General features: G+C 39.8%; 25 protein-coding genes. 8 read left to right on the plus strand and 17 right to left on the minus strand.

Annotated elements, in window-relative coordinates; genetic code table 11:
- Positions 1 to 50 precede the first annotated feature (50 nt).
- The 16 genes from FIB07_10195 to FIB07_10270 form a co-directional block, all read right to left on the minus strand.
- Positions 51 to 662, minus strand: a complete 612-nt coding sequence (locus FIB07_10195; GenBank protein NJD53225.1) for a YkgJ family cysteine cluster protein — start codon at positions 660 to 662, stop codon at positions 51 to 53.
- A 3-nt stretch (positions 663 to 665) separates the two neighbouring features.
- Positions 666 to 1073 (minus strand): hypothetical protein, encoded by a 408-nt coding sequence (locus FIB07_10200; GenBank protein NJD53226.1) that lies wholly within the window; start codon positions 1071 to 1073, stop codon positions 666 to 668.
- A gap of 4 nt (positions 1074 to 1077) precedes the next feature.
- Positions 1078 to 2397, minus strand: coding sequence for a hypothetical protein (locus tag FIB07_10205; GenBank protein ID NJD53227.1), 1320 nt, complete (start codon positions 2395 to 2397; stop codon positions 1078 to 1080).
- A 36-nt stretch (positions 2398 to 2433) separates the two neighbouring features.
- Positions 2434 to 3408, minus strand: a complete 975-nt coding sequence (locus tag FIB07_10210) for a hypothetical protein (protein NJD53228.1) — start codon at positions 3406 to 3408, stop codon at positions 2434 to 2436.
- Positions 3380 to 4993: a hypothetical protein gene (locus tag FIB07_10215; GenBank protein ID NJD53229.1), complete on the minus strand. Its 1614-nt coding sequence runs from the start codon at positions 4991 to 4993 to the stop codon at positions 3380 to 3382. The genes FIB07_10210 and FIB07_10215 overlap by 29 nt, the downstream gene beginning before the upstream one ends.
- A 59-nt stretch (positions 4994 to 5052) precedes the next feature.
- Entirely contained in the window at positions 5053 to 5778 is a 726-nt protein-coding gene (locus FIB07_10220) for a signal peptidase I (protein NJD53230.1), read from the minus strand.
- A 33-nt stretch (positions 5779 to 5811) separates the two neighbouring features.
- Positions 5812 to 6522 (minus strand): hypothetical protein, encoded by a 711-nt coding sequence (locus FIB07_10225; GenBank protein ID NJD53231.1) that lies wholly within the window; start codon positions 6520 to 6522, stop codon positions 5812 to 5814.
- Positions 6523 to 6666: 144 nt separating this feature from the next.
- Complete coding sequence (locus FIB07_10230; protein NJD53232.1) at positions 6667 to 7074, minus strand: hypothetical protein; 408 nt, start codon at positions 7072 to 7074, stop codon at positions 6667 to 6669.
- A 15-nt stretch (positions 7075 to 7089) separates the two neighbouring features.
- Positions 7090 to 7779: a hypothetical protein gene (locus FIB07_10235; protein NJD53233.1), complete on the minus strand. Its 690-nt coding sequence runs from the start codon at positions 7777 to 7779 to the stop codon at positions 7090 to 7092.
- Positions 7776 to 9350, minus strand: coding sequence for a hypothetical protein (locus tag FIB07_10240; protein ID NJD53234.1), 1575 nt, complete (start codon positions 9348 to 9350; stop codon positions 7776 to 7778). Before FIB07_10240 ends, FIB07_10235 begins: the two co-directional genes overlap by 4 nt.
- 167 nt (positions 9351 to 9517) lie before the next feature.
- On the minus strand, positions 9518 to 11590 hold the full coding sequence (locus FIB07_10245; GenBank protein NJD53235.1) for a hypothetical protein: 2073 nt from the start codon (positions 11588 to 11590) through the stop codon (positions 9518 to 9520).
- Positions 11587 to 12825 carry a hypothetical protein gene (locus tag FIB07_10250; GenBank protein NJD53236.1) on the minus strand — a complete coding sequence of 413 codons (1239 nt, stop codon included), beginning with the start codon at positions 12823 to 12825 and terminating at the stop codon, positions 11587 to 11589. The genes FIB07_10245 and FIB07_10250 overlap by 4 nt, the downstream gene beginning before the upstream one ends.
- Before the next feature lie 9 nt (positions 12826 to 12834).
- Positions 12835 to 13281 carry a hypothetical protein gene (locus FIB07_10255; GenBank protein NJD53237.1) on the minus strand — a complete coding sequence of 149 codons (447 nt, stop codon included), beginning with the start codon at positions 13279 to 13281 and terminating at the stop codon, positions 12835 to 12837.
- On the minus strand, positions 13263 to 14708 hold the full coding sequence (locus tag FIB07_10260) for a 4Fe-4S binding protein (protein ID NJD53238.1): 1446 nt from the start codon (positions 14706 to 14708) through the stop codon (positions 13263 to 13265). Before FIB07_10260 ends, FIB07_10255 begins: the two co-directional genes overlap by 19 nt.
- A 14-nt stretch (positions 14709 to 14722) precedes the next feature.
- Entirely contained in the window at positions 14723 to 15721 is a 999-nt protein-coding gene (locus tag FIB07_10265) for a hypothetical protein (GenBank protein ID NJD53239.1), read from the minus strand.
- On the minus strand, positions 15718 to 16182 hold the full coding sequence (locus tag FIB07_10270) for a hypothetical protein (protein ID NJD53240.1): 465 nt from the start codon (positions 16180 to 16182) through the stop codon (positions 15718 to 15720). The genes FIB07_10265 and FIB07_10270 overlap by 4 nt, the downstream gene beginning before the upstream one ends.
- Before the next feature lie 134 nt (positions 16183 to 16316).
- Here FIB07_10270 and FIB07_10275 point away from each other — a divergent pair, with 134 nt between their 5' ends.
- The 8 genes from FIB07_10275 to FIB07_10310 all read left to right on the plus strand — a co-directional run bounded on the left by FIB07_10275 (position 16317) and on the right by FIB07_10310 (position 23468).
- Positions 16317 to 16658 carry a TrmB family transcriptional regulator gene (locus tag FIB07_10275; GenBank protein ID NJD53241.1) on the plus strand — a complete coding sequence of 114 codons (342 nt, stop codon included), beginning with the start codon at positions 16317 to 16319 and terminating at the stop codon, positions 16656 to 16658.
- Positions 16655 to 16927, plus strand: coding sequence for a hypothetical protein (locus FIB07_10280; protein NJD53242.1), 273 nt, complete (start codon positions 16655 to 16657; stop codon positions 16925 to 16927). The genes FIB07_10275 and FIB07_10280 overlap by 4 nt, the downstream gene beginning before the upstream one ends.
- Before the next feature lie 12 nt (positions 16928 to 16939).
- Entirely contained in the window at positions 16940 to 18427 is a 1488-nt protein-coding gene (locus FIB07_10285) for a hypothetical protein (GenBank protein ID NJD53243.1), read from the plus strand.
- Positions 18428 to 18495: 68 nt separating this feature from the next.
- Complete coding sequence (locus FIB07_10290) at positions 18496 to 19086, plus strand: hypothetical protein (GenBank protein ID NJD53244.1); 591 nt, start codon at positions 18496 to 18498, stop codon at positions 19084 to 19086.
- Between the two features lie 86 nt (positions 19087 to 19172).
- Positions 19173 to 20252: a hypothetical protein gene (locus FIB07_10295; GenBank protein NJD53245.1), complete on the plus strand. Its 1080-nt coding sequence runs from the start codon at positions 19173 to 19175 to the stop codon at positions 20250 to 20252.
- A gap of 107 nt (positions 20253 to 20359) precedes the next feature.
- Entirely contained in the window at positions 20360 to 21850 is a 1491-nt protein-coding gene (locus FIB07_10300) for an acetyl-CoA carboxylase biotin carboxylase subunit (protein NJD53246.1), read from the plus strand.
- A complete protein-coding gene (locus FIB07_10305; protein ID NJD53247.1) occupies positions 21840 to 22814 on the plus strand; it encodes a biotin--[acetyl-CoA-carboxylase] ligase in 975 nt (324 codons plus the stop codon). Before FIB07_10300 ends, FIB07_10305 begins: the two co-directional genes overlap by 11 nt.
- A 24-nt stretch (positions 22815 to 22838) precedes the next feature.
- Positions 22839 to 23468 (plus strand): hypothetical protein, encoded by a 630-nt coding sequence (locus tag FIB07_10310; GenBank protein NJD53248.1) that lies wholly within the window; start codon positions 22839 to 22841, stop codon positions 23466 to 23468.
- 255 nt (positions 23469 to 23723) lie between these two features.
- Here the strand turns inward: FIB07_10310 and priL are convergent, their stop codons facing one another.
- Positions 23724 to 24737 (minus strand): DNA primase regulatory subunit PriL, encoded by a 1014-nt coding sequence (gene priL, locus FIB07_10315; GenBank protein NJD53249.1) that lies wholly within the window; start codon positions 24735 to 24737, stop codon positions 23724 to 23726.
- Positions 24738 to 24906 lie beyond the last annotated feature (169 nt).

A 24906-nucleotide genomic window follows, 5' to 3' on the forward strand; every position in this document is an offset into this window, starting at 1 on the left:
AATGTCAGTATGTGGTTTAAAAAAAGTTGAATTAGCCAATCGTAATTAGCCTATTCTAAATTAGTATGATCCTTAATCATTAACCAGTGTTCACCCTCGCTGTCATGCACGCATACATTGCCGCTGCTGCCAGGAATGAATCCATTGAATCTTTCAAGAAGAGCTATCGACTCCATTATCTCCTTAATATATCTTTGTTTAAGGAGCACTGCCAGCATCAGGCTCTCTTCATCATTGATATTGCCTCCAAGCCCGATGCATTCTGAAACCTCAAGTTTCCCGTCAAGCAGGAAAAATGGATACGTCCTGCATATATGCGGCCTGCATTCGTATATTTCACACAGGTCATTTTCCAGGAAAATGCAATCGCCATTTTTCCTAAGGACCCATTCAAAGGTATGGATATTGCCTTTCGCATCCTTATCCACTGAAGGAGTGGGTATTACAAAATCATCACGGAAAAGCCCTGTTGTTTCACGAATACAATTTATTTCCGAAGGAAAAACGGTCACGGTATTATCGCCAAATTCAGCCCTGCAGCACTGTGCGCATTTCCTGCACAGGAAACCTGTTGCTTTTATCTGCATAGCAAGCTCTTTTTCATCAATTTCCAGGGCTTTATGGAACGAATTCCTGAGGCGTGCCAGTTCAGCTTTTATCATTCTCTAATAATATATAATAAAATAAATGATCAATATTATTAAAATAGCCATAAAAACTAATAAAAACTTATCAATCAATTTTATTCTCTTCTGTTTAAGTTCCATATCATGTTCCTTGACCGAAACTATATATTCATGTATCGGTCTCCAGACGTTTTCAGGTCTATTTATTTCAAAATCCCTTATACGATCACTACCTCTGGAAGTAAGGACAGCATATTGCAGATATTTGATCGATCCTTCCTTGATCAATTTATAAAGTTGTCTATCCACAATAATATTTCTTATTTTCAATGCCTTTGTTATTTCCTTGTTTGTCTTGATATCGCAGGCTATCGCTTTTAAAATAGCATAATCCACTTCTTCCAGCCTGTCTTCTTTAGCCTGTCTTACACTGTTATCATCGAGCATGATATCACTTATATCTCTTTTTTAGATATTTTCTCAAAATGTGGGTGCAAATAACAAGGATCGATAACCCAAGTATTATTGCAGCTTTCGGTTTATTTTCTTTTCTTGTCTCCTGTTCTGTAATAGCCTCAGGCGTGGTCACAGGTGTTCCCACGAAAAAGACCTTGCTGAGGTTTGATTGCGCGGTCGTTACCCTGTAAGCCCCAGCATCCTGCTTTTCAACCTCGAAAATTATTTCTTTAATTTCCGAATTTTTCAAATGTACCTGTCTTTCTTCCTCAAGGACATCATTAATGTATAATCCTATCTGTTGAGAGCCTTCTCCACCCTTGTTTTCCACTGTGATAGAGATATTGACCTTCACTGAAGGATCGACCTTTATCTTATCGGTCGTGATCTCCCTGTAAACGAAATTTGTCGGGGTCTCAACTTTTTGTAATGAACTGACTTCAAAAAATGCTATCGTTTTCAACGCGATAGTATTTTTCCCGGATGGGATTATTTCAACAGTGTGATGTCCTATGTGTTCAGTGGATAACGTGAAATTGACCTGGGCCGTCCCGCTTTCATTAACTTCCACCTTTGCGCTGTCTATCAGTTCATTATCTAATATCAGGTCAAGTGATGTTGAACCTTTTTCATAAAAAATGTTTGATACGTTAACACTTACATGCATCGGTTCACCCGGAGCAATAATTATTTTATCCAGCTTCATATTCTCGACCCTGAATCTGTCCATAGGATATTTGTTTGCATATTTATCAATATAGAATTCTTTCTCAATCGCCTTGTAATGTTTTTGTTTTTCAGTGCCGTTCATGAGCAGGATCTCCCCTCTTTCCAGATAGGGGATATCAGGCAGGGTACTATCGTTAAGCATGGAGACCGTGATATTATTCTGATATTCTTCCATTATATCATCGTCCAGAAGGTCAAATATATAGATATACGCCTTATAAACACCGTCGTCCCATTTCTCCGGGACTATCATGGAATATGTAATTAAATCATTTTCCCTGTAATCTTCATATCTGTTGCTGAATGACTTTATATCCACTTTATTATTATTCGAATCCCGGATAATAAAAACATAATCTACTCCAACGTAACGTTTATGATTGATTTCCGATGCTTCCACGTAAATCTTCAAATTGCTTCCCGGAGGGAACTTATCATTCCAGTGGAGTTCGTAATCCTGCAATCCTTTTACATTGGATACTATCTGGGCATATCCGTCCAGCGCAGATGCCGGGAAGGCCAGCTGCAACAATATAAAAATCATTACCACATTCTTGAGATACGGATTAAATACGTTTTTCATCATAATATCTTTAACACCAAAAGCAATTTTTAGTTATTTTTACTTCTTTTTTTCTTTATTTATTTTCTGTTCAAGCCGGCTTGCTACTGACCTCAATAAGTCCGTGAAGAAGCCATTTTTCTGCATGGAAAAAAAATCCTGTGTCTGGTTTTGTTTTTTTATCGTGATAAAAGGCAGGCCCCCGGTAGAAATATAATTTGCCCAGAGATAATAAACAATAGTATATGACCCTACGAAAAAATATAGTGTTGCGATCAATAGGTTATAATTCAGGGTCTTGTTTAAAACCATTACAATGACCGGGACAAGCAGCACCGGTAAAAAAACAAAACTCCATGCGTTTTTTTCATTCCAGAGTTTATATTCATTGGTAATGAAACACCACCATATGAAAAATATGGAAAGCACTGCATACTGTGTTACCCAGCCAATATTGAAATTCACAAGTAACATGAAAACTGCCATGGTCAAGGTTATAAAGAATATGGATTTCACAGTGAATTTAATGGAGGTGCCCAGGGCAATGGGTTCCTGCATAATATTGTCGGTATTTATCTCCTTTTCATAGCTTTCTTTTGAAAGGTTCTGGATTTTTAAATCGATTTTCTCAACTTTCTCCAGGAGAAGGTTCGTATCTATATGCGCCTTTGCAATATTCTCAATCAATGGATGCATCCTTTTATAGATACCTTCCTGAAATGCACTATCAATCAGTATATCAGTAACGATCCTTGATTTAAATTCATCAATGATATAAAAAACCACGAACATGCACACAAGAACAATAACAATGAGATCTATAATAGCATAATTATAGTTATCAGTAAGAATAATATCGTTGTATAAAGAAAAAATTGAAAATATTAAGATAACTATGGAAATAATTAATGCACTCATCAAACCGATTTTTTTAAAGAAAGAATATTGATGGAACGGTTTGATAAAGATATCCTCATCTATATCGATCAAAGGATTTCTCTTTAATTTAAGGGTATTGCTGTCTTCCGTCGACATATACTTTTATCAGTGGCTCCGTGTATAGTTTAAAGTGTATTTTATTCTCCGGTGTTGGGAGGTCTGCGTTCTTGCATGCTATGCAGATATAGGATCTCACAAAAGCAGGCTGCTGGTTTATCGAATTCTGGACGTTGTGCATTTTTTCATTGTCCCATGGCGGTTTTCTCATTCCTCCGTTTATATAAACCGAAAATGCATCCGGTTTGGAGTGGCAGTCCAGACAGGCAATTTTCATTGCAGCATGGACGGTTGAATTGAAAGGGAATGCCGGATACGGGGAATTCTCGTATTGATCTTCAGTTACAGGCCTGTGGCAGGCTTTGCAGTAGGAATTGATATTATCCCGGTAATCGGAACTGCCAGGATCATGTTTTCTCTTCCATTGTTCAAATGAATGACCCCCATTTAATACAGCCTGCCTGATATCCTGGTGGCAGGCGACGCAATTCACATTTTCAATATTTGATATATTATGCACTTTTCCATCCAGGTTTTTTATTACATTTATTTCCTTCATGGGGCCATATGTCATATTTTGTATGATCCAGTTTCCATTTACAGTCACAATATCCCATTCTACGAATTCTGGCCTTGAAAATGTAATATTATTCTTGAAACTTGAATGACAGGATGCACATGCTTCATTTTTATCTATTGAGACCATATTGTTATTTGCGCCGCTGACCAGAGGTATGTGCGGTTCCGGCCCGTTCATTATATTGTCTGAGAAAACAGGGGCTATGGGGGCGATAAAACTTACGCCGTTCCTGTCCGTAACTTCAGCCGGTGGATTTCCATGACAGCTAAGGCATGGCGGTACGCTTGCTGCATGGAATATCGTATGGCGTTGATGGCATGAAAAGCAGTTGAAATTTGTGTGATGTTTTGATATATTCAGCTCTGACCTGATATTTGGGTGGCATTTTTCACATTTGAACTTTAACTGTGATTTTTCCGAAAAGTAATGTTTGCCTACTGACTCATTCGCAAATATCAACGCGGGAGTCCCCGGTTCAGCGCTTTTTGAAAATCTCGAAACATCCCATGAGCTTGATGTAAGCCTGTCTGCATTGAATTTATAAGTGTCATAGAAAAGCCAGGAAATTGAAAGCGATTTTCTTGTATGGCAGGCCATACATGCTTCATTCTCGCCTTTCATCATATAAGATGATTTAGCAGATTCAATAAAAGGTATATGTACTTCATTACTTGAAATATTTTCCCCGAATACATCTGCGATAGGCGCGATACGGATGTTCCCGTTGGAGTCATTTACCTGCCTTCCGTTCGCATGGCAGTCAAGACATCTGGGGGCTTCGATGCTTACATGTGAATCATTTGATCCGGATTTCACATGACAATTTGAGCATTTGAACGTTTGGTGTATCGAGGAGGATTTCAATTCATACTGGACATCAGAATGGCATTTCTGGCATGGTATGGAAAAATCATCTTCCGGGTCATCTGACTGGCCTGTGTCGTACATATCATGCTGCCCTGAAAATAAAGATAGAACCTGGGGTACCATCAGTATACCAACCGATAATATCGCTGTTAACAGGAATAAATGTCTCCGGGCCATAATAAATCCAAGAATATTACGTTAAATTTGTTCGTATGAGTATGAAGTAATCATATTATCTAATCCTGCCATGGTTTTGTCCTGACCGTAAATATTATATATAATATCAATGAAGCCGCAGCAATGATATATCCGTAAAACTTAACTATTTCAAAAAATAAGAAATAATTACCATATTCCTGTTTGAAAACACCATACTCCTCGCTATTCTCATCGAGTATAAAAAATTTTCCAATGTCTTCAATGACGAGGGGCCTGCCGTGTATCAGAATAGCTTTTCCAATAATATCTTCTTCTTTGAGCACCCACCAGTCCATCTGGCCTATGGCATCACCTGCCGTACGAATATTATCACTGTCTGATTTTAAGACAATTCTATGAAGAATCGGTTTTGAGGTATCGGGTGTTTTGAACATGATAATATCTCCCTCATCATATGTTCGCTGAATATTTTGAATTAAAACCAGGTCATTTTTTTCAAAGGATGGGCGCATACTATCCGATATTATTGCAGTGAAAAACAAACTATTGGTTATGATAAAGAAAATGATAAGAAGAACGCCCATTAATGTTAAACTTTCTGAAAATATTATCATTTGGAGATCAGCTGGCTTTTTATATACGTATCTAATATAATTATTTATTTTTGAATTTCGTTCATTTTCATAATATTTGTTCATCATAGATTCAAAAGGATTATAATCGTATAATATTCTTTTATATAGTAACAATAAAACAATAGTTGTCAAAAGAACAAACGCTATATAATATGTTGTTAAATACATAAAAAAAAATTAAAAGGAATAAAATCCTTTTAATCAGGGATTGTTCGGATCAAATCCTGGGGGTGGTGGAGAGATGGAAAGTATTGGTTTGGTACCATTATAGATCGCTCCCGTCTGGTTACCATACGTCTCTATCAGAGCTGTACCATTTGCTGAGAAATTACCAACTGTCCAGTCATGCAGGGTAACACCTGTCTGGTTCACATAAACATATTCATTGACGTTGAATTTCATCATATATGCTTTTGTCCAGTTAATATTAACAGCAACATGGGTATGGCAGCCAATGCATGCTTCATTAGCACCCTTTAACATCGAATTCGCTTCCTTTGCAACTTCTCGTACGAATGGCTTGTGAACTTCTTCAGTACCATTTTGTATGGACCTTGCATCCGTTGTGAATGATCCGTCATGGCAATCCAGACATGCTGGCGCTGCAGCGGCGTGGAAATCGTTTTCAATAGCTCCACCCCAGGTCTTGCCTTTCCTTATAGGTGCTGCCATATGGCAACCTTTACAACTCTGTCCTCTATGCATCTGGTTTGGAAAACCAGGTTGATCAAGTTCAGCCTGTATATCTCCATGACATTTTTGACAGGGAATTGCTTTGTCATCCTCAGGTAAATCAGCTGCTCCGGTATCATACCAGTTGTGCTGGCCTGAGAACAACGCAAGTGACTGCGGAAGCGCAACCAATCCTATTGCCACTATTGCAATCCCAATCAGGTATATTTTTTTATCCATTTTTATGTCCTCCTACATTTATTCATCCTACCCAATTCTGCAAAAATTTGGTATTAATTTGGCAGGAATATGGATAGATTCTTCCCATGGATTATTAATATAGAATATAATTCTCAGGTAGTGAGAATGTGTCTACCGATAATATTATCTCCATACGATATTATCCTTGAAGGCGCCCATCCTTTCCCCATCTTTATCCAGAACATATACTGATATATGTATGCTATCATTAACAACAGGGTTCTTTTCAAAACTAACGTTGATGGTATATGTACCGGGACCTGAATATGGCAGCATTTCCCATGGCCCTATGCTGCTATTTATGCCTTTAACTATCATTGCTCTGGCAGATATTGCAGGGAATGGAGCATGTTCTCTCACAGGCCTTGCAAGATAGCTCACGCTTTCCTGTGTTATATCATAATTCATAACTTCTGCAATGCCATCTTTTTCAATAAAAGTCATATTTATTTTTACTATCGGTACCTGCCTGAAAGGATTTTCGATACATCCTGATATCAGGATACTTAAAATAATAATTAAAAGTATCATATTTCTTCTCATAAATCACCATATCAAATTCATCATTGATGAAAATAATTTACTAACTATTTCTCCAATTGAAGGATTCCTTGATTCTCCCTGGATTGAGTTCTCCATTTTAACAATTGAAGAAGGGGAGCTCATTTTCTCGGTCTGGTCAACGCTCTTATTTACGTATTTTTCCCCGAATTCAGCATGGCATGCCACACAAATGCTTTCAAGTTTCTTTCCATGAACTATGTGAGGATCGGCGCCATGGCAGAAAGAGCATTTTTTATCTTTCGGCTTTAACATAGTCCCATTCTCAACAGAATGACATTTCAGGCATGCCACCCTTTTCATGATCCTGTGTATATCCGATGCATTGGTATTTCCCAGGTTTTTTTCCGATCCCATATGACATTTTATGCACACCATGTCAGTATGGATGTCAAGTATCCTTGTCATATCGATTTTCATGCCGGGATTATTTTTCTGTTTATAATTATGGCACTGGCAGCCTGTTGATATCTTCTTTGCTTTTTCTGTTCCTGCAACGGTGTAATGGCATGGTATGCAAAAACTTCCAGGGTGCCATTTTTCAGCCAGTCCGTCCATGAATTCTTGCCTTTCATAAGCATTAGCCGGTGGCGATGCTAAAACAATATAAGACATTAAAAATAATAAAGTAATAAAACATTTTTTGGATCCGAACATTGTTATCACTTTTTTCATTTGGTTTTTTCACAATCCCTTAATTTTATTATTAGAATAATTCCAAAAACGATGCCCAATAACATATTTCTCTGGAATCCCGGAGATTTTTGCGGTTCTCCGGTTATGGGGATTTCAGTGGTCTCCGGCTCGACCGCCTTCGCTGTTCCTGCGGGCAGAGGTGTAATCATGGATTTAATGGATTCATCCGTCCTGCTCTCTCTGACATTTATTAAAAGATCATTGGACGTGATTTTCTGTGCATATCTTTCCTCATTATAAAGAAAACGATCGGTTACTTTTGCTTTCACAGGGGATAGTTGAAAACTGCCTGAAGTGTTTGAATAAACCGTATAAGATACGGACTCTGATCTTCCAGGCCGGACAACTAATGTGTCCTGGATATTGATTTTCCCTGTATCTGAAAGTGAATGATTTACAGGAGCAACATCTACGAATTTTACAATTGCTGTAGCGTCCCCGATATTTTTTGCTTCTATTTTTACTGTGACATCTTCTCCTTTGGCAGCTTCAAAAATACTTGCTGATTTTGTTAAAATGATATATGGTCCCGATACGATCAACCTGTTAGTTTTTGGGTTGGATTTCAGTATGCCATTATATTCTATACGGGTGCTTCCGGGTAGGAAATAATAAATTCCCGGTTTATCCGGTTTTATTTTATAGGATATCATTTTTGATTCGAAAGGCTCAAAAGAAAGATCCCAGGTCAGGTTCTTATCGACGGGTTCAAGTCCAGCGGGCAGGATCTCGGTCAAAGTGGCATTGCTGATTTTCCGGCTTCCATGGTTTTTTATATCCAGGGAAACAACTGCGACATCCCCGACATATATTTTTTCAGAAACATATTTCTTGATTTCGAGTTTTCCATCTCTTTCACTGGTCGGCAAAACAGTTATGTTTATGGAATCACTGGATCTGTATGCTTTCCCAAAATCATCATAGCCTGTTAATTCAGCCTGAATCGTGAAATTTTTCTTCTCATCCGCCGGAGGAGCTTTGAATAAAACGGTAATGTCGTCGGATTCATTCATCCCTTTTATATCCACAAGTTCGTAATCCAGTTTTTCTCTTTCGAACAACGGCAATTTTGAAGTTATTTTTAGTTTTGGACTCCTGAAGACCGCTTTCCCATCATTTTTTACTGATATATTGATCCTGATATCCGAGTTTGATGTGAATTCATAGCTTAAATTCAATTTCTTGTTGATCCTTTTTTGATATGGGACCACCGACACCTTTGGCACAGGTCTTCCTGCGATCCTTGTCTGGATCTTTGCCCATTCATCAACAATGACATTCAATCCCAGGTTTGCGCCGATCTTACCTCTTTTCTCCCGAACTTCAAGTACAGTGATATTCAAATCATCATTTAATGTCATATAATCGCCAGTCCTGCTGACGTTTCTTAATAATAGGCTGCCATTAGAAGAATAGACCGTTATAAGGACAGACGCTCCAAAAAAATCAGTTGCTTCGATCAGATAACCATTTCTGGAAACAGATTCTTTGAACCTGAGCGTTTTCTCCTGTGCATCCACCCATTCGACATCATCCGATAATGCAGGCAATGCGCTGATGTTAATGATTAGCAGAACTAATATGATTCTATAAATACGATTTATATGGTCGGCCATTGTTTTTGAATGACATTTTTTACTTTTCTACCAGGCAATCATGCAGACGATTTTCATGAAAAGGCATAGAGAAATCAGTTCCCTATGCCATCCATGCAGTTTTATTTAAAAGGTAACTTATAAATGAAGTGACAACCTCCGCATTTATTTGTATAGGGGATGAACATGGCCTTTCCCGGATCAATTCCCGCAATTCCGGGATTGTTCTTGAAGGGAACTTTGAATGTATGTGAATTTATCAGTCCTTCCCAGTAGACGTTCTTGTCTTCTTCTACGGTGGAATTGTACGGTGGGGATTTTATGAATCCTCCAAAAGTACCACCATGTTCCTCTATCGCGGTACCCGGCATATGACAATCAATACAGCGTGTCAGTCTGCCCTTCATTTTCGCCCCGAACCTGTTTTCCATGTGAGGGATAAAGTCAACAGGATGACATTTCTGGCACAACGGTGAAAATGCATCATCCGGGTTATTCGAAAGCAAACGCCTGTAAGGCGTTCCCCCGTGGATATCGTGACAATCTGTGCATGTGACCAGTATCTTCTCATTTCTATACAGTTTTGACTTCACAAAATCAGAATATTGCTGGTTTGGTCTTTTTGAATGGATATCATCAGGCCATATGTCCAGTTTTGGTTCAGGCCCTTTCTTTTTCGGGTTGCTATATTCTGTAAGCAACGTGTTCCGGCTTTCCCCGGGTCTCAAAAATTCACCTTTTTCATTAAGAGGCTGGATTCCGTCTATATCGCCTTCATTTCCCTGCCTTCTGTCATGGCATCTGCCGCAGATAACGCTTGTACGCTCGGATGCGAGTAATTTCGGATTCACGATGAATCTTCCCGGATTTGTAATATGTTTTGATCCGGGGCCATGGCATTTCTCGCAACCTATATTGATCTCGTCTTGTTGGGGATCGTCATCTATATTCAATTCGCCATTCGGATCATCTACACCTCTTACCAGCAGCTCGCCTGTATCAGGGTCCTCATATCGCTCCCAGCCATTTACATGGCAGGCAGCGCACTGTCCCTGGAAAGTCCGGTTGTTTAAGGATGGCACTTTCAGGACATCATCGCCAGTACCGTATTTTTCATCCGCTCCGGCATCCCAGAACTCATCGAAAGAATAATCCTTCCAAATGCGCCTGTCTTCATTCCACCTGTCGTTATTCCCGTCAGGATTGTAATGAAGCACAACGTACCAGGCCTTTCTGTCTCCCATATTTTCAGGAACCTGTACTATGAACCTTTGTCTGTGAACCGCACCACCATAGATCAGTTTCAACTGCAAATGCGAAGGGCTCATCTGATCAGAAGGATTTAACCTGTTTGAAATGCTGATATAATATTTCCCATCTGTTTTATTCTTCCATAGATAGACATCGAAATATATCGTATCTATCGATGGCCTGGTATCGCCAAACTCCCTTATTTTGAATTTGTCTGTACCTTTTGACGGATCATAATCGCCAAGTTCCAGATGTTTTCCGTCAGTGTATCGATCCACTTCTATGAATTTTGAAAGCGCATTGAAATAGTCCGGAAACCTGGAATGGTCCTGGAGGCCGCCGGGGGCATCCGGTACTGTCAGGGCTAATTTGTGTCCTGTTTGCTTCAGCGTTTCACGATTTGGATGACAGCCAAGGCATTTTGAGCTGCCGACATAGGAAGCATCAAGAGGCGGGCGGCTTGAGACCTTGATGGTCATTGCCATGCTTCGCAATGTCCTGGCGTCAATTGCTAACCTGCTCCTGTCGCCCCCGGGAAGGTGTTCAGTATCCCTTTCGGAAGGTGTTACATAAATAAAGTACTTCCCGTCCGGAACTTCAGGAATAATAAACCTGCCACCGGTATCCGTGACAGCATTTGGGAAATCCGTCCCATGCAGCCTGATCGCATCTTCGAGCGGTTCATCATACGATTCTGCTTTGAATGGCGGGTAAAAAATATCGCTAGCCTTTATAGGCGCTTTATTAATATATGATACCGGTAAAAGATGTATTTTTGCTCCTGTGACAGGAACGCCGACCGAATTAACAACATCACCAGAAAAACCCTGATCTAAGGAATAAAGTTTACCAAGGGCTGAAGTAGGTAATCCAGCCAGTAGCAGTCCTACGATCGTTACCCCGATAATAAAAAATACCGCCCAGATTGTATTTCGGGATATCATTCGGTTTTTCCTCCATTGTCAGGTTTTTTCATCTTTCTGATCAATACTGCAAATACCATTACAGTGATAATCCATCCAATGGCCGGCGATTCCCGGGGCGTTGTGACGGGCGCTTCAAACAACAACCTGGTTTCATTTAATCGTGCGATCTCGACTTTCATGGTTTCTTTTGACAATTCCATGATTTCCGCATCAAGCTGGTAGGTCACGGAAGCCCGGATATCCAGTTTTTTCGTTCCATCGGGGATATCAAACTCAAATACCTCAACGCGTGTTTCTTTTGGCTTGATCCTGTTATCTGAAGCTATGGAGTATGCTTTCCAGAAGTCATATATTTCATTTCCATACTGGTCGACAAGAGTTTTTTGATATTTTTTCTCATCGCTGTAAATTATTTTCCCATCACCGTCGGATGCAATGAAATTCAGGATCAACTTCCTAGAAGGAAAACCGCTTGGGATCTTATGGCCAACGTTAACATTAGTAATATTGAGTGTAACTTGTGCTTTGTTTCCCGTTCTCTTGATATTTGACTCCATTTTCATGCTTTTTTCCAGTAATTGTCCTGAATGCCCCCCAGACCAGATATGTCCAAAAGTATTTTCCTTTTGAGTTCCTTTTTCAGGTTCAAATCCGCTTTTTGGCGCCATGTGACAGAACTGGCACTGTTTGCCTTCTTCCGCATAAGGGCCCTCCTTCCATTCAGAATAGGTTTCCGAGATAGGTACGCCGTTCAATGAAAATTCATGGCATCCGGCACAGAATTCTGATTTTGGGAGCAACAGGGATTTTTTTGTTCCATGAGCTTCAGTCTGCAAATCACTATGCAATTCACCATGTGGCCCTTCCATCTCTTTTCCGTCATTAGTGCTGTAATTATTTCCATCAATTTTGTTAACCGCATGGCAGAAACTGCAAGTAACTCCTTCGATTGATATTGATCTTGTTAAATTGAAATCTTTTGTCCATATTGTCGTAGGAGCATGGCAATCCAGGCAGTATTCTCTGTTTTTTGGGTTGGATAGTAGCGCTTTTGTATAAGCTGCCCTGAAAATCGGGTCGCTGATTGCCAGTGCATGCATTGAACGCGACCACTGGTCAAAAATCCCTTTGTGGCATTCAGAACAGGTAAAACTGTTCTTGAAATCATCAGGGGAGGCCTGAACAGGTAAAATTGTCCAGAAAACAATTATTGTCAGAATTTTACATACAGAAGATATATTTTTAAATCTCATATTTATCACCTATGTATTTTTTTCAGTAACAATTATTTTTCCAACCATCTTGGGATGTTGTTTGCTGCACCATACAGTACATGCATACAGGAAAGTCCCTTTTTTAGTTGGTGTTATAAATACAAATTCAACATGCCCTGCTTTTATTTCAATGGGATGATCCACCCCTATACCAAGTTCAGGGACACTGAAACCATGTGTAACGGTATCGGTATTTCTGATCCTTAACCTAATCTCTTCGCCCTGCACCAGGTTTATTTCTGGTAAGCTCCAGTTGCCCATCTCAGGGGATCGGGCTTCCAGATCTACGGTCTTGAACTCATTGATAAACTTATGTTCATAAAGATACACTCCTGAAATTGTACCAGCAGTGGCAAGGATTAAAAGGATCCCTGCTATTATTTCAAAAATTTGTTTTTTTTCCATTTTTACATCTCCTATCCTGTGAACAGCCATATCAGGAACATAGTTGTAATTGTTAAGAAAGCGGCTACCGGATAATAGCCCATGATCGCATCATCAATATTTTTAAATGTCCTTCTGCTTATCTTCACTCCTATGTCTAAGGATAAGGCAAGACCGAAGAGCAATCCTCCTATTTGCATGTATGGTACATATCCTGTCAAAAACGGTGTCCATGGGAAATTGGCAGTTCCGAATAGATTCCAGCCCCATGCGAACGGATCTGATATTATATGCACAAGATAGCTTCCATTGGCAAATATCAATCCTACACTGAAAGATATCCAGGCCATTAGACCAAGAGGAACAAGAGTATAGGAATAATCGATAAATATCTTCTTCAGGGTAACATGTTTACTTGTTATCGAGTAAGAAACGTAAGCAAAGATGAAGAATATGCCCGGGACAACTAACAGATTGAATAGTGAGTGAATGCTGATGTATGAGAGATAGCCTTTAAGAGTTGCGGCATTCGCCCAATCTTTCAGGAACCCGAAAGGGCCCTGCATTATCAGGAAGAAGTGGATCGCTATACCAAGCATCATGAACGATTTCCATGCCTCATCATAACCTCGCTTTTTATCTATAAGTAAATCAGTTGCCGGAGGCCTGATATTGAACGCAATATTATCTTTCGGACATGTTTTGAAGCATTCAAAGCACATGCCGCAATACGTATTCCTTCTATTGGCATCAAAAGGACGCTCCAGCCATGGACAACCATAACCTTTATCATTTCCTCGCATACAGTCCCTTTGCTGGTAATCACACTCAAGCGCTTTTGCGCGTGTAGATACATTATGATCCCTGCAAACGCCCGGATCCTTAACGCGTACCTCTGTCATCGCCATATTCGAATATAGGCCCTGGAATCCGCTAACAGGACAGCAATACAGGCAGAAGCTCCTTTTTTCATATATCAAACTCAATATTATGCTACCCACAATGATCGTCATCAGAAGAATAAATGTGGCAATGGGGCGTGTTGTCAGGAAACCGGTCGTGAATGTGGTTGCAAGGAATAATATGTTCATAAGCCACATATTCTTCAATGGCTTTGGCCATTTTTTTTGTAAACCATGTAATTTATTACTTATCCTGATGAATCCCATCCTCTGTATCCATTCCCCGAAAGCGGGAAGCGGACAGACGGAACACCATAGTCTTGAGAAGATAGGGACTAATATCAGCATCAGCATTACCCACCATAATATCCAGACAAACATAATGGCAAAATTGTAGTTACCAGCCGAAACCCCCCCAACAAGGCCTGCCAATAATATAATTGTGAAAAATAAAAGGTTGAACACAATGGCTAAAAAGGGAAACCATCTGCTTTTCAATACACTACGAACATGAGGTAAAGATGCAATATCAAACCTCCAATCGAGAGGAATAATTCCCAGCAATTTTTCTTTCATTTTTTATCCTCCATTTAACATAATAATATATTTTTAACTTCATCAGAAAGATTTTCAATGTTCTTCTTCTTGTCATTTGAGAGTTTTTCTATTAATGCCAGATCGACTTCAGGTTCAATTTCAAAAAGGTTCTTTTCAAGCATTCTCCTGAACATCTCATATCCGTTATCAGTTCTTATGAGCACGGTAGTAAATCCTTTTTTGGATCCCACCGAACCAGCTGAAAGGTCTGAAAAATCAGATGCAAAATCAATGCAGGAATGGCATACCGCCCAGACTTGCCGGTCCAGGTTCCTGACTGGTTTTTCAATGACACCCGAATCAGTATATATTTTGAACTTCCCTGCGCTGATGTCAAACTTCTTGACATCGGCCATTTTTATTCCTTCGTTTTCCACAAAGTCCTTCAGCTTGTCGTATTCAAAATTCTCACGGCAAAAAAGCCCGATGGCAAGAATTATCCTATCCATTTTCAGATCGTGTTTTTTCTGCAATTGCATATTTCGCAATGCCCTGATCTGGCATGGGACGCCGACAAACGCTATTTTCTCAAATTTCTCGGTAGCTTCTTTTATGAGAGAAGGGGCAGGAGCAACACTATACTTTGATCCGGATGCTCTTTCTATGTCAGCTTCTGTTGTTGCTATGAACGGGATTGGTTTCCATTCTTCATTTTTTCCTGTCAGGATAACTGCATCGACCAGTTTATCTCTCAGCAAATATTTTGTTAGTGTAGTTACGAACGAACCATCCTGCCCGTTTTTTGCGACTTCAACAGATTTTACACTGTTCGTGGAGAAATTATTCTTTACAGTTGTTTTGTAGTTGATTGCACTTGAAGAAGTCCTGGGACAGAACAGATAACAAATATCACATTTGCCAAGCCTTTGATCATCGATTTTATTTTTATCGTTCTTACATTTTTCCCAATCGCAAAATGGCACACATGCGCCGCAGTGATCGCATATCCTGGATTTGGTCTCATTCCAGTGCAGATCTTCTAAGGTAATCATTTTTTCACCCTGAATACTAATAATACTGAGCCGATGAACAGAGTAATAGTGGCGACAATAGAACCAAATAACCTGTAATCCGGCTTAACTTTCAGGTAACTTATCATGTACGGATGGAAAGGGCCGCAGGTAACAGAACAACGCATAGCGAATTTTCCGGTCTTGTCAGCAATGAATGTGATATTTCCCTCAGAACCGGGTTTGGCGTCTGTTTTGAGTTCATAGCCATCGATATATAAGCCGTGATGAACATCAGTGCTTTTTAAAATGATAGTCACCCTGTCTCCCTGGTTGACCTCGATGATCTCAGGGTTGTAAGAGAACTTCTTTGCTTCAATTATGATTTCTCGTTGGGGATGTTCTTCTGTCGGGTCTGTTGTGGCCGATGTACCAACTGTTATCAAAATACTTGCAAAAATAACAAAAATCACTAAGAATTGGATTAACTTGTCCTTTTTCATACTTATTCGTCCGTTTTTTATATGTCACTTTAAATAGTGTAGTATCTAACTAATTTTTATGATAACATATACCAATAATATCATTCTCACTGCATGAGAAAAGGATTAATAATATCAAGACGAATTTTATCACAATGTTGCAGGATGAGGTCATTTTATCAATATTGACACAGGAGAACAGTAAAAAAATCCTCCTTTCACTTGTCGATTCAGATAATTCGGCACAGGAGCTTAGCAAAAAGCTGGATATCCCTATATCTACAACTTACCGGATTTTAAATGACCTTGAAAACAAGAATGTCATCGGCGTAAATAAAATGACATTGAGTTATGACGGGCACCACTCCAAAATATATCATGCAAAATTTAATAAAATAATTCTAACCATAGATTCAAATAATATTAAAGTACATTATATGATGGACGACAGTAAAAAATTAAGTGAAATATGGAATAAATTGAGTGATACTTCATGATGGCGTTATATCTTTCTGTTCTGAGCATAATCTCAATGGCGATAGGAGTACATCTTTTTTTAATAGGTTACAGGACATATAAAAAGAACCGGAACAGGTCTTTTTTAATATTATGTGCAGGTTTTCTTGTCATCGCCTTTTCCAATCTTTTTGAAGATTTTGTGTTAAACATCATGGGTTATGAAGTAATACATGCTCATCTGGTCAGGATACCAATGTTTACTATAGGAATGTTCATGATATTGTACTCAATTAAAATAAATAAATAAATTTTTAATTATATGGAATTATTTAAACATATTAATAAAATCCTGGTTCTTTTTTCTTTTGTTGCATTATATATAGTTTTATCTGCTCCCATATCCCTGGGAGCCTGGCAGAATATCGGCGGCGACCCTGTGCACAGCGGATTTGCAGATACTGCGCCGATTCCTCTGGAGTTAAGATGGAAATATAAAATCGGAGGCCCAGATATATCCGCCCCGGTAGTAAATGAAGGCGTCCTGTTCATCGGGTCTGATGATAACAACCTGTATGCAATTGATGTGAAAACAGGAAAATTGAAATGGTCATTTCCCACCCAGGGAAAGGTATATACACCGACTTCAAAAGACAGTATGATATTTGCCGCCTCTTTTGATAATTATATTTATGCTCTGGATATTGAGGGAGACCTTGAATGGAAATATAATACGGCAAGCAGTATGTTTTCTCCTCCCGTAGCTTATGAAAATGTTCTATATGGCGGATTTGATAAGTATGCCTATGCCATCTACATCAATAATGGAAGCATTAAATGGAAATATGAAACAGAAGGTTTTATCGGATCTACCCCGGCCATCGCTCAGGGAATAGTCTATTTTGGTTCAAATGATAATTACATTTATGCTATCGACTATGAAAACCAGAGCCTTGTATGGAAAAAGCGGACGAACAGGGGAATATCATCATCGCCTGCCGTAGTAAACGGAAAGGTATATATCGGGTCAGATGACAATAATTTTTATGTATTTGATATGAGGGACGGGACGTTGAAATGGAGCAAAAGAACAAATGGCAGGATCAGTTCTTCTCCTGCAATTATCGGAAAGAAAGTATATATCGGGTCTGAGGATACCTTCCTATACGCATTTAGTATTGATAATGGGGATATAATCTGGAAATTCCAGACAAACGACCGGATCGATTCATCGCCGATAGTAACAAGAGACCTGGTATATGTGGGATCGAGGGATGGCACCATATATATTCTTGACCATGATGGAAAATTAGTAGAAAAATATGATGAACTTGAAAGCGGGATAAAATCCCTTGCTCTATCAGACAATATGTTATTTGCTGTAACACAAAACGGTTATGTATCTGCCTTTGGCGCCCCGGATCCGCGGGAAGAGGGAACAGCTCCGGTCGCAGTTCCTGATAATATCCCACCTGTACTGAAGATCGACACAATCCCTTCCCGGGTAAGTTCTGGAAAATTTGTTATTTCCGGGAGAGCCCAGGATCAAGGCGGTATCCTGGTAGTAATCGTCAATGGAACAAAAGCCGGAAGTACTGATTGGAATGCAACTCTTGCTCTTTCGCCCGGCTCTAACCTGATTACCATAACCGCCATAGACCGGGCAGGTAATATCAAGACCGAAATGAGGACGGTCGTATATGAAGATAGCAATGTTTATCAGGAAAGGCAAAAATTGCCCGGATTTGAAATATTATATGGGATAATCGCATTCAGCATATGTTTTTTAATAAAAAAATATAACGTTTAATAATAAAAAATGTGATGGATCAAATACAAAAATATATATATGGTAAATTTGTTTATATCTGATTTAATATGGGAAAAATCGTTACAATTTTGCTGATATTATTTTTTTTTGCAATTTTACCAACAACGTATGGTAAAATTATTCTGGAAGAAAAAAAGCCTCAGGCAGGAGAAACACATCATTTTGAAGTAATACCTGAATCCCTGGATGGATCAAGAATACCGTACATGAAAATAACAGTTACTGTTATAGACAGGGAAAATAATGAACGGAAAGATATCAATTTTATGCCAATGTATGGGGAGAAATTTCATTATGGTGCCAATGTGGCTCTAAAACCCGGGGAGTATATTCTCCAGTTCAATCTTGAACCGCCTGAAATAAGCCGTACTGATAAAGGGGTAAACAGGTGGCTTGAACCTGTCAAAGCTGAATTTAATTTTGACTCTTCCCTGCAGTTTGAAGATAGTATCGAGATAGGTACAAAAGAAACTGAAGATATGAGGATTTCTTTTAAAACAGAACATGCCGAATCAATGTTCACATCTAAAAACTGGGAGATGAACCATGTTCAATCGGTCAATAATAGTATATTTATTTACCTGGGAGTTTTCATAGGGTATTTTGTAATCATGCGTTTGATATATGGAAAAATTTAGAAGTGACCATGCCCGTTTCAAATTTCCATCGATCTATTTAAAAGTATAGAAAATTATATTTAATCAAAACATATTACCCTGTTAACATGAGATTCAAAAATGCATTTTCAGTTCTTCTTCTTATTACGCTTGCAACATTCACAGCAGGATGCACGTCATACATCGGAGATAGCTCTTATAAAATGCATTTTTTCGTGAATGAGACATTTGAACCTCTTGAAGGGAATGTCTATAACAACGATAATTTATTGGGATTCGCAACGAATGGAAGCTTGGTCACAACAATTGAGAAATTGAGACCCGGACTTATTTCCATAAACGGGACTTACAATAACCAGGCATTTGAATTCTTTTTCGAATTCCCGAAGGATAGTCTCAATTATAGCGGGATAAATTTTTCACTAAGTAGAAACGAGCTCAATAAAGCCATTTTCAACGCTTCTTTTATTGATATTCAAAAGATAGAAAGTGAAATTTTCGATAATATCAATGAGGAAAGAAAGACTTCAGGGACCAGTACGCTCAAATGGGATACCAGGATCGCACAGATTGCCAGGAATTACAGCAAAACGCTTTCTATTGAGGGGTTTGCCCATAAGGACCTTGAAGGGAAGAGCGTTGGTGACAGGCTTCGGGAAAATAAAATATTTTACACTATAGTCGCAGAAGACCTGTATATGATAGAAGGTTTAAGCGATGAAGGAAATATGAGCCGGGCAATCGTGGACGGATGGATGAAAAGTCCGGGACACAGGTCTCCGATCGTGGACAGGGACAGGTTGTTCAGCGACGGCGGGACAGGAGTATATTGCGAAAAGAAAAATTGTTATGCAGTAATGGTTTTTGCGGGTCTTGAGAATAATCAAAATATAAAATTGGATTATAGATATGTGACGTTCACATATTTATACGACCCTTCGTACCCATTTGATTTCGATGTGCCTGTATCTGTTGATATCAGCTCAACTGAATATATTGACATTTACCTGGTGCAAGGCAGGGAACAGTATGATCTCTTCCTGAAGAATAACAATATAGATTCCATATTAGAGAGCAAACAGGTAAAAACCTTCAGCCGCAAAGTCACGGCAAAAAAAGGAGAAGGAATCATTATCCAATCAACTATGGGCAAGGCTGATATTGATGTGCATTTCAGGTATTCATAGAGTAATAGCACTTGAATTCACTTTTTCCATTTGATAACTTCAAGAATGAATTATTTAAGCCTCCAAGACAATAAGCATTTTAGTCTGTTGAAGGAGTAATAAAATTCATGTTCAAAAAAGTCCTGATAGCCAACCGCGGTGAAATAGCAATCCGCGTCATGCGTGCATGCAGGGAGCTTGATGTAAAGACAGTGGCGGTTTATTCTGATGTAGATAAAAATGCGCTTTTTGCAAAGTACGCGGATGAAGCACGTCCCATAGGCCCTGCGCCTGCCTCACAGAGCTACCTGAATATGGATAACATTCTTGAAGTGGCGCATAAAACAGGCGCAGAAGCTATCCATCCCGGTTACGGTTTTCTGTCTGAGAACGAGATCTTCGCAGACAGGTGCAAAAAAGAAGGGATAGTTTTTATCGGCCCTTCAGGTAAAACCATAGAAAGTGTTGGCAGTAAAATCGCAGCAAAAAAGACCATGGAAGCTGCAGGGATCCCGGTAATACCTGGCAGCAAGAATGGTATTGATGATCTGGATTCTGCTGTTGATGTGGCGGAATCTATCGGTTATCCCGTGATCGTTAAAGCCTCGGCAGGCGGCGGCGGCATAGGCATGAAAGTGGTCAGGAAGACCGAAGAGCTGCGCGAAACCATAGAATCCACACGAAGAGTGGCAAAATCATCCTTCGGGGATGCAACAGTTTTCATTGAAAAATATCTGGAAGAGCCGCGCCATATTGAATTCCAGATACTTGCAGATTCATACGGGAATATTATCCATGTTGGTGACCGTGAATGCTCTATCCAGCGCAGGCACCAGAAATTGATCGAAGAATCACCATCTCCCATAATGACACCTGAATTAAGAGAAAAGATGGGTTCTGATGCAGTGAAAGCGGCTGCTGCTATAAATTATACTAATGCGGGAACAATCGAGTTCCTTTATTCAAAAGGGGATTATTATTTTCTTGAAATGAACACAAGGTTGCAGGTAGAGCATCCGATAACTGAAATTGTAACAGGAGTTGACCTGGCAAAAGAGCAATTAAGGATAGCCTCGGGTGAAACGCTGACATATAAACAGTCGGATATCCAGCAAAGAGGCTGGGCTATTGAGTGCAGGTTGAATGCGGAAGATCCGCTTAATAACTTTACGCCCGCTCCGGGTAAGCTCAGGAGATACCGCTCTTCCGGCGGTCCGGGCGTGCGTGTGGACAGCGGCGTACATACAGGATTTACCATTACACCGTACTACGATTCCCTTATCTCGAAACTAACTGTCTGGGGCAGGGACAGGAACGAAGCAATCGCCAGGATGAGACGCGCATTATATGAATATATAATTGTCGGGGTAACTACTAACATACCGTTCCATAAAGCAGTTATGAATAACGAATATTTCAAGCGCGGGGATTTGACCACTCATTTCATTGAAGATCATAATATCATAAAAGAGGTGGAGAAAATAATAGAAGCTGAAAAGGAAAAAGGCGCCACGCTTGCATCTGCCCTGGGAGCAGAGGATAAAAAGGTGGCAGCAATAACAGCGGCTGTTGGCACATATATCCAGAATGCAAAGCTGGGTGAACTAAATGAACATTAAAGATAAGATACTTGAAAGACTAATTAATAATAAAGGCATGCGGATTTCCGGAGAACAGCTCGCAAGTGAACTTTGCGTTTCAAGAACTGCCATCTGGAAACATATTAAGGTCTTAAGGGATGAGGGATATATGATCGATTCGTCAACAAATCTCGGGTATTCACTTATCGAAACACCTGACAGGCTCACCCCCGGTGAGATTAAAGCCGGGCTTAAAACAAAGATTATAGGAAAAGAGATAAAATATTTTAAAGAGACAGAAAGTACGAATATTGTGGCTCATGAGATAGCAGCATCAGTTGATGAGGGTACCATTGTGATAGCTGAAGCCCAGACAGCAGGACGCGGCCGTCTCGGGCGTAAATGGATTTCTCCTGAAGGAGGAATATGGCTTTCTATAATACTCAAGCCGCAGATACAACCTTCACATGCTCCCAGGATCACGCTTCTTGCAGGAGTTTGTGTTGCCAGGGCAATACGGAGTCTGGGTCTTCCTGCAAAAATAAAATGGCCTAATGACATTCTTATCAACGGGAAAAAAGTATGCGGCATCCTCACAGAAATCCGGGCTGAAGCTGATCTCATTGATTATCTTATTGTAGGGATAGGAATAGATGCAAATGTAGATACGGAATCATTCCCCGATGATGTCAGGGATAGTTCAACATCGCTTAAAAAAGAAAAAGGGACGAAAATAAATCGTGCTGGCTTTTTCAGGAAGTTACTTGAAGAGTTTGATGGATTGTACCTGAAATTCCAGAAGGAAGGATTCAAATCCATACTGGAAGACTGGAGAAATATGTCGGCCACAATAGGCGAATGGGTTAAGATAACGACCCAGTCGCATTCAATATATGGTGAAGCGATAGGTGTGGATAGTGAAGGAGCGCTCATTCTTGAAACAGGTGAAGGACGTCTTGAAAAGATCGTGTCAGGGAGTTGCGAGCACCTGAGGCGCTCATAAAACACTTCAGTAAGGAAGGATATTATGCACGATGATTTGAAAGAACGCGTGAAAAAGCTTGAAAACAATTACAATGGAAAAGAGTTCCTGTCTATCGTTAATAAGATTAAGAAAGATAAGATTGATGATAATGAACTTCTCATGCAAATTGAAAATTTAAGCCGGAAAAGGTTTGAAGAAAAAGTGTCTTTTACCCTCGGATTATTTACCGGGAACTTATTGGAAATTATTGCTACAATTGCTGCTGTTGTTCTTGCTTTTCGGATTAATACAGACTGGATATTATATCTATGCGCCTTCATTCTTATGGCGACACTACATCCGCTTTCACATTATTTGACAGGCAGACTTTTCGGGATCGGGTTCACGCATTATTATCTTAATGGTCCTGCACGCATCGAGCCTACTCTTCGGATCAATTATATTTCATACCTTAAAGCAAGAGGTGTGAAAAGAGCGCTCATGCACGCTTCAGGTGTTTTCGGGACTCTTGCGGCACCTTTGATCGTGGCATTGATAGCACTGGAGAAAGGGACTTCTGGAGTTGCAATGAATCTTATGTATTTTTTCTTATTGCTAATAGTTTTTGAACTTCTGACTTCAACGAAGATAGGGGATTTGATGAAAGCAAAAAGGGAGTATGGGTACAGATAGAAATTCACTATAATTTTTGTGGCGCTTTTTCATACTACAAAATGACATCAGAACACGGATTGTTCGGACGCGCCGGGCAAAGCCCATAGTCGCCAGCTGGTGAAAATCCAGCATGAGGGAAGGGTAAGCCGCCACCTCAGGACTGAACACCCTGTCTGGCATAGCAGAGAGTTCTGCGCCACAGCAAGGTGAAGTGAGTCCAGCGGGGTCTAATAGGCTATCAGTTGTATGGAGCTGTATATAGTATAATTTCTCTCATTTCCCTTTCTTCAATATCCATGCTTTCTTCCTGTAATACGATAGCGGATGCGAGATCCTGTCGCACAGCGCCTCTTTTCTATAACAATTCCCGTATGTTATCATGGTGGCGCATGAAGGAGATGTATATGTTGTGCCTGTTGCGCCGTGGATATGATTGACCTGGTATCGCGTGCGCTCCTCATCAAAATCCGGTGAGACCTTAAAGAGTTCAATTATCCCCTCCATGTTCATCCCGATATTTAGCAAAAAAGAGACAAGGGCAAAGCGCATCGAATGTGCAAGATTCACCCCGGCCTTGACATTTTCGAGGGCATGGCGAACACATGGAGGGAAACAATCAGGCATTATTTCCTTGAACTCCTCGATATTGAATTCGGATTTTCGGGTTGTCAGGGCGTTCCTGATATCCTCTAGATTTAGCGCCAAAGACGTGCATATCTCAGGAGGAACAGCAAGCGGAAGACCATATTCAATACGTTTCCTGATGGCTTCTTCCATTATGCGTGAGAAATCTTCCTTTGAAAGGGACACCCTGCCATGATCAATATTCCTGTTCACAAGCTTCCATTTGGGTTCATGGATCACATTCGCATAGCATATATAATCCGTAAAATGAATGACTGCTCCTTTCTCATCAAGAACAGCGTTTATATTGAAATCAAGCGCAAATTCCTTAAGCTCATCTTCCCGCAGTTCTTTTACCTTCTCAAAAGCTGATTTTGCCTCAGAAAGCGCATACCGCTTGATAAGATATCCGTCATTGATGCACGACACAAGAATTCTTGCAACAGGATAGGAGAGAAGTTCCTTTTCTGCGCTCACCCGGTCAGGAGATGGATTTCGTGTGATACCATCCCCGATAGCCTCGAGCACGCGGTGCTTTCCGCGTTCTCTTACCTGTTCAAATGCCCTCTCGGAAAAGAGTTCTTCAAGTTTGAAATCCAGTGCTTCTACATATTTGGCGGCTGCATTGACAAAAGGAAAATAAGCAAACCTGAAAACATCCATATATTTTTCCTGATATACAATATATCTTAATCAATCGAATTAAAAACTACATGAATTAAGGCTTATATATTTGTAACTATTCAGACCCCCTTTTTCCGGTTAAGCCAGACAATACTGGCAAATTTTCTCTAAAACAGCAACATTGAAAATAATTATCCGAAAAACCAAT

It is taken from the genome of Candidatus Methanoperedens sp., from assembly GCA_012026795.1.
Taxonomy (GTDB): Archaea; Halobacteriota; Methanosarcinia; order Methanosarcinales; family Methanoperedenaceae; genus Methanoperedens.